6 protein-coding genes and 1 pseudogene are annotated in these 9202 nt (G+C 61.6%); 6 read left to right on the top strand and 1 reads right to left on the bottom strand.

Going from position 1 to position 9202, the window contains the following annotated elements; translation table 11 throughout:
- Positions 1–504, bottom strand: a pseudogene (locus BV106_RS29995) (glutathione S-transferase family protein); the annotation flags it as partial.
- Between the two features lie 162 nt (positions 505–666).
- Here BV106_RS29995 and BV106_RS29990 point away from each other — a divergent pair.
- From BV106_RS29990 to vccA, 6 genes are all read left to right on the top strand, one after another.
- Entirely contained in the window at positions 667–894 is a 228-nt protein-coding gene (locus BV106_RS29990; RefSeq protein ID WP_038170965.1) for a hypothetical protein, read from the top strand.
- Positions 895–1387: 493 nt separating this feature from the next.
- Entirely contained in the window at positions 1388–2368 is a 981-nt protein-coding gene (locus tag BV106_RS36480) for a hypothetical protein (protein ID WP_051946509.1), read from the top strand.
- Between the two features lie 135 nt (positions 2369–2503).
- A complete protein-coding gene (vccB, locus tag BV106_RS29980) occupies positions 2504–3040 on the top strand; it encodes a Verru_Chthon cassette protein B (RefSeq protein ID WP_081892447.1) in 537 nt (178 codons plus the stop codon).
- A gap of 3 nt (positions 3041–3043) precedes the next feature.
- A complete protein-coding gene (gene vccC, locus BV106_RS29975) occupies positions 3044–4153 on the top strand; it encodes a Verru_Chthon cassette protein C (RefSeq protein WP_038170962.1) in 1110 nt (369 codons plus the stop codon).
- Between the two features lie 42 nt (positions 4154–4195).
- A complete protein-coding gene (gene vccD, locus BV106_RS29970) occupies positions 4196–4876 on the top strand; it encodes a Verru_Chthon cassette protein D (protein WP_265596216.1) in 681 nt (226 codons plus the stop codon).
- Positions 4877–4909: 33 nt separating this feature from the next.
- The gene (vccA, locus tag BV106_RS29965) at positions 4910–9133 is read left to right on the top strand and encodes a Verru_Chthon cassette protein A (protein WP_038170959.1); all 4224 of its coding nucleotides are present in this window, start codon (positions 4910–4912) and stop codon (positions 9131–9133) included.
- Positions 9134–9202: the final 69 nt, after the last annotated feature.

Raw genomic sequence — 9202 nt, 5'->3', positions numbered from 1 at the left:
CTCGGACAGAGCGTTCTGCTCCTGCTCCACGGCGGCGGGAAAAAGGTCCTCCTCGGTGTGCTGGAACTCCCGGAACTCGGTGGCAAACATGCGGCAGATGTCGTCCTCAGAATTGTTCACGATCTGGCGGAGCTCCCGGTCCCAAAGGACGGGCACGGTCACCCGGCCGTGAAAGTCGGGATCAGTGGCCGTGTAGGCCTGGGAGAGAAACTGGAAGTCGTTCACGGGATCGGCCGTGTGCCCGGGACCCTCCCGGAAGGCCCAGCCCCGCTCATCCCGCACCGGGTCCACGACGGTGACGCCCAAGGCGTCCTCCAGTCCCAGCAGATGCCTTACGATGAGGGTCCGGTGCGCCCAGGGACAGGCCAGGGAGACATACAGGTGGTAGCGGCCCCGGGCCACAGGGTGGGGCGTGGAGCCGTCTGTGCTCACTTTAGAACGGAAGGCATCATCCTGCCGTTCGAATTCGCCATCATCAGATTGTTCGTCGGGAAACTGGGCCATGGGGTGGTGGAGGGTGTGTCCATGGAGCAATACGTCGGGATGGGGATCTCTGGCCGTCCTGGAAACTGGGCCATCTGCCGCACGGAGGTGGGCTGGTCTGTATTCCCCGCAAACTGAGGCTTCTGTATCTGGTAATGCCCGGGGCCTGTGGCACTTTTCGCCATGATAGCAGCCTTGTCCTTCCTCCCCGTCAAGATCATCGCCGGTGTGGGCCTGTTTTTCACCCTGGCGGCGGGAGTTTACATGATCAAGAACAGTGAGCGTCTCTACGGCCACGATCCCGAACTTCCCCGGGAGACCAGCGGAGAACGGGTGTATAGCAAGGCGCAGCTCTGGATTATCTGGGCTCTGTTGGTCAAGGGGCTCGCGTTCCTCACTTTCTTCATTTGATCTGGTGGCATCGCGAGTCCGGTGGATGGGGTTCCCGCCGCCAGTGAGTCACTTTTTGTTCCCGGGCGGGCCTCCTACCAAAGCGGTGGGAGGCCCGCTAAGCATTTTGCCGGGGTGGTGGTCGGGGGTGGTTGATGGGGTATAAGAACAATGTGCAAAGTCGGGTGGGCCTATTACCGTGGGTGATGAAGGTGTTTGGGTTGTTTCATCGAAAGTTCTAGGTAAAAGGAAGCTTCGGCGACGCTTTACATGGTCAAGATGGGTTGCTGGGCCGCTTTTGTTTTTACGGAAAACTAAATATCCCGGTGAGCACGATTTTGCGCAACTTTTCCTGAAAGAAAGGTTGGATACGACATGCTCACGACTCTTTTGTATCAGAATATGGCATTAGTTGCCATGTATGTGCAGGGTGTTCGCGAGGTGCTCCAGGCCCTGCAAACAGGGGCCTGAGGCGCGTGAGTTTCAACCCATAACCGGAACCCCAAGGACCGTCATGCAGACTGCACCCAACCACCCGGCCCCGCTGCCCACCCGCCCCACTCCCTTGGGCGCGATCACCGGACTCGACTGCCTGGAGACCATACCCGGGATCACATCGGTGGCGGTGCAACTCACCCCGGATATGGCGCGTCGCATGCTGGAGCGGAACTTGAGAAACAGGAAGCTCTCTGAGCAGGTGGTGGAGAAGTATGTGGAGGAGATCCGCAATGACGAGTGGCGCCTGACGCCTGCCGCCGTGGGGTTCGACTGTGAAGGCCGACTGGTGGACGGCCAGCATCGGCTGACAGCCATCGTGAAATCCCGCCGTACCGTGCCCATGATCGTTACCACCGGATTGCCAGCGGCTTCACAGGAGAAGGTGGACCGTCAAAGAAGGCGCAGCCTCTTTGACGCGCTCTATCTCTCCGGACAGGTGCGGAATCGCAAGTGGGTGGAGATCGCCACGTGCCTGGCCCGCCGGGTGGTGGCGAGCAACAGCGGCACAGCCCCTCCGGATAGCGTGGTGAAACTCGCGCTGGAAACTCACCGTGAGGCCATTGAAGCGGTGACGGACCAGATGGGGGAGAAGAGCGTGAAAGGCATCTCCCAGGCCTCCTTCCTGTCGGCGGCGGTGCTTTATCATGAAGTGGATTCGGACAAATGCCGTGAGTTCCTGGCCGCCATCCGCACCGGGGCAGGACTGGCGCTGGATCATCCTGCGCTTCGTCTGCGCAAGCTGCTCATGGGTGAGTCATTGCTGCACTCCATGCCGCGCGGAGGAGCCAATCAGAGCTACATTTTCCGAAGATCCATCTATGCCATGCAGGCGCATCTGGAAGGGCGCATGATCGGTGGCCTGCGGGAGGCGGACAACTTTGCCAGCCCGTTCGTGGAAGAAGGGGCCGCCAGAATGCCCCGCAGGAAGGCGCGCCGCAACCAGGAGGAACCCACGAGCGATCTGCGTCGTGGAGCCGGACTCCTGATGACCGCATAGCATCCCCTGCAGTTCTCCGAATCCGGGGGACTCTTCGGCATTCGAAAATATTTCATAGAACTGAACGAGCCCTCACCAGGTCCCTGGATTTGTCCGGTGGCCTGTGCCCGTTCTGAAAATCCTAACAGGCTGACCATGACCACAAGAACACGTCACCCCCATGCCCGATCTGCCGCCGGTGCAACGCTGGTGGAGGTAGTGATCACCATCGGCATCCTCGTCACGGTCATGGTACCGCTGGTGGGGTTGCTTTCCGCCTCCATTGAAACCAGCGGGCGGGCCGCCAGTACGACCGTGTCCGCCCGGATTGCATCACGCCTCATCGGCGAGGTGCAACAGGCTGACTGGTCCCTCCTCCAGAACTGGCAGGAGAAAGATACCTACCTGGATGACCAGGGCATGGAGTTGACCACCGGCTCTCCGCAGGAGAACTCCGTCTATACCGCACGGGTGCGCCTGAGCACGACCAGCGGGGTCACGTTGGGGACCGTGACAGGCCAGCCGGCGAACACCTGGCAGAGGCAGGTGGTGGTGATGGTGGCCTCCCGCCCTGGCACTCAGGGCAAGACCGTCCTGGATCAGGCGGAGGCGGCACTGGACAACGGCAAGTCTCTTCCCCGCAGCGTGCGGGTGAGCCGCTCCTTGTTGGTGAATCTCGAAAAGACCCTTTAAGCCATGACCGCCTTCATCTGCCACACGCCGGCGCGTCCGGCTGCTCCTCGTTGCTGCCCACGAGTCCGGGGATTCACCCTCATCGAGCTGCTGCTCAGCGTGACGATCCTGTCCGTGGTGCTCATGACCACGACGTCGATGCTCAATGCCTCGCTGGGCCAGCTTCGTATCGCCGAGGCGCGCAACGGCCAGTTTCGTGAAGTGCAGGCCGCATTCGAGACCATGTGCCGGCGGCTGGAGGCTTGCGAGATCAATCCGTACTACGACTACGTCTATACGAGCAACGACACGAACACGGTCCCCACAGGATACAAGCTGCAATCAGACCTGCACTTTGTCAGCGGACCGGCCAATGCCGGCACGGCACCGGTCATCGGCAGCGGCAACCGGACCGGGCATGCGGTGTTCTTTCATGGAACCTACGGGCTGAGTGAGCAGAAGGAGTGGAAGGGGCTGGACACGCTCCTCAACAGCTGGGGATACTTTCTGGAGTTCGGCAGTGATGACACCCTCAGACCCTCGTTCCTGAACAGCAGCAGCGGCCCGGTGGCATCGCGCTACCGGTTCCGGCTGAAGGAGCTGCAGGTGCCTGCGGAGATGATGAGGACCTACGCCCTCAAGCTGAACACGCAGACGACGAGGGCGAAGGTGCAGGAGTGGTACACCACGGCCCTGGCAGACAGCTCCAACGTTCATACCGTGGCGGAGAACATCGTGGCTTGCGTGATCTTTCCCATGGTGCCGGATGGCAGCACCACGTCAACGGGGGCCACGCTTAAACCCGAAGCACTCGCGCCTGCATACGGGTATGACACGCGCAGCTACCAGTACACCTCCAGCACTTCCGGCCTGGCGGAGGTGACCCGGCACCGGCTGCCGCCGCTGCTGCGTCTCACCCTGGTGGCGGTGGATGATGTCTCCGCCACCAGGCTGCAGGACACGAATGGTTCTGCCATGCCCTCGTTGGGGCTGGATGGGTTGTTTCTGGATGCCTCCAAGTATGACAACGACATCCGCACGCTGGAAGACACGCTGGTGGGGCAGAAGCTGAACTACCGGGTGTTTTCCACCACGGTGCGCCTGCGCAATGCGCGGTGGAACGGCACCTACTGACCGTTCCTGATTGTTGATGCCCCTTTCACACCATCCCTGCCTGTGAACACATCCCCTTATTCAGTGTCCTGTTGTTTCATCGAGCGTCGCAGGCGTGCCTTCACGCTGGTGGAGATGCTCATCGTGGTGGCCGTGATGGGGCTCATGCTGGCGATGGCCGGGACCGGGGCTGGCAGTCTCATGACGACGTTGCGCATGAAAGAGGCGATCCAGACCGTTGGCAACGCCATGGAGCACGCCCGGCAGGTGGCCATGACTTCGAATCGTGAGGTGGTGTTTCGTATCTACAAAGTAACCAACGACATGGGCGAGGAGTCCTGGCGCAGTGTGGAGTATGGTACGGTGGATGTGGTGATCAATCCGGACGACGCCGGTTACAAGGATCCCACTGCCGCCGACTATGAGCCGCCGTTCACCCCGAGCGGGGCCCCGGAGACGTTGCCAGAGGGCCTGGTTTTCCATCCCTCGGCAACATACTCCACGTTGATTTCCGAGAACCAGGCAGATCTCATGAAGGGGACGGAGACGGCCACCAGTGGCGCGACGCGGAGCTACGTGAGCTTCCGATTCCTGCCGGATGGCCGTTGCAGCCTGGGTGCTTCCCAGAAATGGACGCTCACTCTTGTGAAAGAAGCTGAGGTCAGCGGGGGCAGTTTGCCTTCCAACTTTGCCACCATGCAGCTGGAGCCCGCCACGGCCCGGGTGCGCTTCTTCCGCCCCTGACACCACCTTCCCCGACCTCGCAAGATCATCGTCATGAAAGTTTCCTCTTCCCTGCATTTCGCCCGCCGTGGTGCCAGTGGCACCGCGCTGCTGCCTGCGCTGCTCATCGTCGGCATGGTCACGCTGGTGGTGGTGCTGTTCTTTAACATGTCCACCGTGCAGTTGCGGTCCTCCTCCAGCCACGCGGCGGTGCATGACCTGAACACGCTCCAGGACATGGCGGTGAACGCCGCCATCGGCCAGATGCGACAGGGGACCACCGAGTCGAGTGCGCTCTGGATTTCCCAGCCCGGGGCCATTCGCACCTATGGCAACAGCACGGGCACGGCCTCCCGGATCTACAAGCTCTACAGCGCCCAGGAGATGGTGGTGTCTTCCGCTGGTCTCACCGATGGCGCGGCGTTGAATTTGGAATCCGATGTGCCCTCCACCTGGGACACGCTGCCGGGAGTCTATGCCGACCTCAATGAGCCTGCACCGGATGTCGCTGGCAACCTGATGTTCCCCATCGTGGACCCACGGGCGATGGACATGGCCACCCCATCGTATCCTGGAAGCACGACGCCGGAGGGTTTTTCCTATGACTCCAAGCTCGCGGTGAGCAAGACCACCATCAACGGAGTCCGCGCTCCTGGCGGCACCGCGTCCTCACAGCGTCTGCCCATGCCGGTGCGCTGGGTCTATGTGCTGCAAGACGGCAGCCTGGGGGTGATGAGCCAGTCTGCGAGCCCGAAGTTTGTACCCTTCAGCGGGCAGAAGGTCGCGAGCACTTCCAATCCCATCGTGGGACGTCTGGCCTTCTGGACGGATGACGAATCGGGGAAGGTGAACATCAACACCGCCTCAGAAGGCATGTTCTGGGACACGCCACGTTGTGTGACGAGCCGCGAGATCGAGTTCGCCAAGAATCCACCGGTGCGAAATGAAGTGCAGCGTTTCGGAGGGCACCCGGCCACCACGTGTCTGAGCACCATCTTTTACCCGGGTGAGCGACTGCTGCCCTCCAACTCCGCTTCTGCTGCCAAGCTGCAGAACCTTTATGCGGTGACGCCCAGGGTGAATGCCAATGCGGGTCTGCTGACCTCCAGCACGAGCCCGGTGGATTTTGACACGGACCGCCTCTATGCCTCGGTGGATGAGTTCCTGCTGGATGACCCCTCGGATACGACAAGCACGGCCCAGAGCTTCAGCACCCGCTCGGTGCAAGGGGTGCTGGGGGGCGATGCGGACAAGCTCAAGAAGCTACGCTTCCTGCTGACGGCGGAAAGCCGCTCTCCAGAGACCACCGCAGCCGGATTCCCCAGGGTGTCGATCTGGCCGGTGAGTTATCGGCCCGAGGCGGCCAACAACAAACGGACCTCATTCGACAACGTCTCAGCGTTTGCCAGCACGTTGGGCAACCATCCCTTCCACTTCCGCCGCAGCAGTGCGGCGTCGAACATGGATGACTTCTCGAACTACTACAATGCCGAGAGCACGGACTCCTTTGGCTATGGCATGATCCATAACAACTCGCTGGCGCAGTATCTCATCGAACTGGCCAAGCTGCCCAATCAGGGCTATTCCAAGTCGTTCGCCCAGAAGTACGACGACCGGACCGGTTCCCCCACCAGCAGCCCCTACAACGTGGGGTCCGGAATCGTCTCCATGCTGGAGTACATCCGTGGGACCAACGCAAATGACTCCACCCACTCCACCAAGAGTGTGACCCCACGGGTCCCGGTGGACGCCTATTCCCAGGCATCGGCCAACTGGATCGGCACCGATACGCTAGGGCAGGTCGCAGCGGTGGACATGACCTACTACAGCCCGCCGCTCAATACGGACAACAAGATCCTCAAACGCAACGCCAATGACGATGGTAATGACCGCGTCTGGACGACCGGAATCGGTCGCGAGTTCACGGTGTCAGAGTTCGGGTTGGTTTTCATCCTGGCGGCGGAGAATCCCGCCAGTTCGACGGCCACCAAGACCAACCCGGATCTTGTGACCCTCTTGAACCTGCAGCCGGGGCAGAAGGCCATCCAGGTAGGCATCGTGGCTGAAGGCTTCTGCGCCGGACAGGGCTACACGATGATCGCTCCCAGCACCTCGTTCAATGTCTCCTCCCTGGAGAACCTCCGCATCACGACCACGGGCTTCGGCACCCGTGGTCCCGGCGGAGCCGTCATCACACCACCGCTGGTGCAGAAGGACGGGGACGGGGACGTGTCCACCGGCTATCGCAGCCTCTGGGGCACGCTGCTGCACAATGTGTCCCACCTGCAGTATCTCAGCAAAATCAAGCCGGTGGAAACCCCGCTGACGGGCCGCAACACCACAGGGGACTGGTGGGCGGGCTGGGGCGGGTCGGGCGGCTACTGGATGTACGCGGATAGCAACGCCAATGGTGGCTCCGACGCGGCAGCGGTGGCGGATCTGGACGTGGCCTCTGACAGCCTGACCTCATCGGCCATGTACAGCCGGGGCTATTTCCTCGTTCCCTCCGCGGCGACGTCCATGACGGTGTCCAGCGTGCGCACCACCTCCCTGGCGGAGCGCTGCCTGGAGATCCGGGTGGGCAACCAGCGCAATGGAGACTACTCCAGCCGGCGGTTACTGGCTGAGGTGCCTGCCAACATGGTGGTGCCAGTGCCCACGAAACCGCTGGAGCTGGCGTCCACCTTCAGCAAGCGGTACAAAAATGCACGGGAGTACAGCGGCAATCGCTTTGCCAAGCCGGAACTCATCGACGCGAGCGATGTGGTTCGCACCTGGGTGGTGCGGCATGGCGACTATCGTCTGGCCTATCAGCGGCTGCGTGAAGGCGCGGGCGCGAATGGGGTGGATGCCAGCAAGCGGCTCTTTGTGCCGCACCCAGCGTGGGATCCGGTCAACATCGGCTCCTCCCAGCTCGCTGCGTCTCAGCTGAAAGGGCAGATTCATTCGTTTGTGAAAGCGGGCGGCAAACCGCACAAGACCGGCAAGGCCGGATCCCTCTTCCTCCCGGGCGTGGAGTACTCCCCCACGTGGGGAGATGGCACCACGGAAGCCAATCTGGTGCCGGATGCGGACTACAACAACCTCACTGCCACCACGAGTGACTACCGTCCGGATTTCCCGGTGAATGGAAACTCGACCGTGTTCCGGGCGAATATTCCCTCGAACTACCCCTACACCGTCAAACCTTGGGAGACCCGTGACTGGGACAACGGCACGGGCATCGCCCCGGATGGCGCCTACTGGAACAAGCCGGATGACGGCGCCCGGGTGTATGACGGGACAATTCCTCCATACTTCAGCCAGAGTCCCTGGGACGGGGTCAACATCAACAGCCGTCCGGCCAACCAGACCACGGCCCCCAACCAACTCCTCCCGTCGCCGGTGATGTTTGGCTCTCTGCCATCGGCACCGTCCACCGGCATCCAGTGGACCACCTATCTCTTCCGGCCCGACATCACCCCGGGCGGGCATCTGGGAGCGAAGGATCACAGCACCAAGGGGGCGATGGCCGGTGCTCCGCCAGATCATGCTCTGTTGGACTGGTTCTGGATGCCAGTGGTGCAGCCCTATCCGATCAGCGAGCCGTTCTCGACCGCGGGCAAGGTGAACCTCAACTACCGCATTGTTCCCTTCACCAATATCAAGCGGGCCACCGGACTGCACGCTGTGCTCAAGTCCGAGGAGATGCTGGCCATCCCCACGAGCGCAGGCAAGACTTACAAGGACTACACCAAGATCTCGCTGAACAGCAACTGGCGGCATTACATCGATGCCGACAAGACGCTCCTCCAGTGGGAGAGCCTGTTTGACGCTGGCCAGTATTTCATGAACGCAGGGGACGTGTGCGAGCAGTTCCTGGTGCCCAAGGATGACGGGGTGAACGGTAGCACAGGCAGTGCCATCCGCTCGGCCATGTCGAGCTACTGGGGCACCCGCCAGCTCACGGGGGACAACACCATGGAGCGTCCGTATGCCAACATCTACCCACGGGTCACCACTCGCTCCAACACCTACCGGGTGCACTTCCTCGTCCAGACCATCACGAAGGCACGTTCCAGTGAGGCGGACACCTTCGATCCCGACAAGGATCTGGTCACTGGGGAGAAGCAGGGGGATGCGCTGGTCGAACGGGCTATCGACCCCAACGATGCCTCGCTCAAGAAGACAGAATACGACTACATCGGCAAGGCGGTGGCGGGCAGCCTGAGCACTGCCAAGTCCCTGGACTCCCTCTACACCTGGCGGATCCGGCATGTGCGTCGCTTTACCCGATAGTCTGCGCGCCAGTCCGTTCATCCATCCATCCGCCGATAAAGATAGTTTCATCGACTCCCACCTTTTCAC

The sequence above is a fragment of the Verrucomicrobium sp. BvORR106 genome, assembly GCF_000739655.1.
Lineage (GTDB): Bacteria > Verrucomicrobiota > Verrucomicrobiia > Verrucomicrobiales > Verrucomicrobiaceae > Verrucomicrobium.
The sequence above is the reverse complement of the archived record's forward strand: the minus strand, read 5'-3'. Positions and strand labels throughout refer to the sequence as shown.

Bases quoted from the DNA above. Each gene is read 5' to 3' on its own strand.
- vccA (WP_038170959.1), top strand. From the start codon at position 4,910: ATGAAAGTTTCCTCTTCCCTGCATTTCGCCCGCCGTGGTGCCAGTGGC.
- vccC (WP_038170962.1), top strand. From the start codon at position 3,044: ATGACCGCCTTCATCTGCCACACGCCGGCGCGTCCGGCTGCTCCTCGT.
- vccB (WP_081892447.1), top strand. From the start codon at position 2,504: ATGACCACAAGAACACGTCACCCCCATGCCCGATCTGCCGCCGGTGCA.
- BV106_RS36480 (WP_051946509.1), top strand. From the start codon at position 1,388: ATGCAGACTGCACCCAACCACCCGGCCCCGCTGCCCACCCGCCCCACT.
- BV106_RS29990 (WP_038170965.1), top strand. From the start codon at position 667: ATGATAGCAGCCTTGTCCTTCCTCCCCGTCAAGATCATCGCCGGTGTG.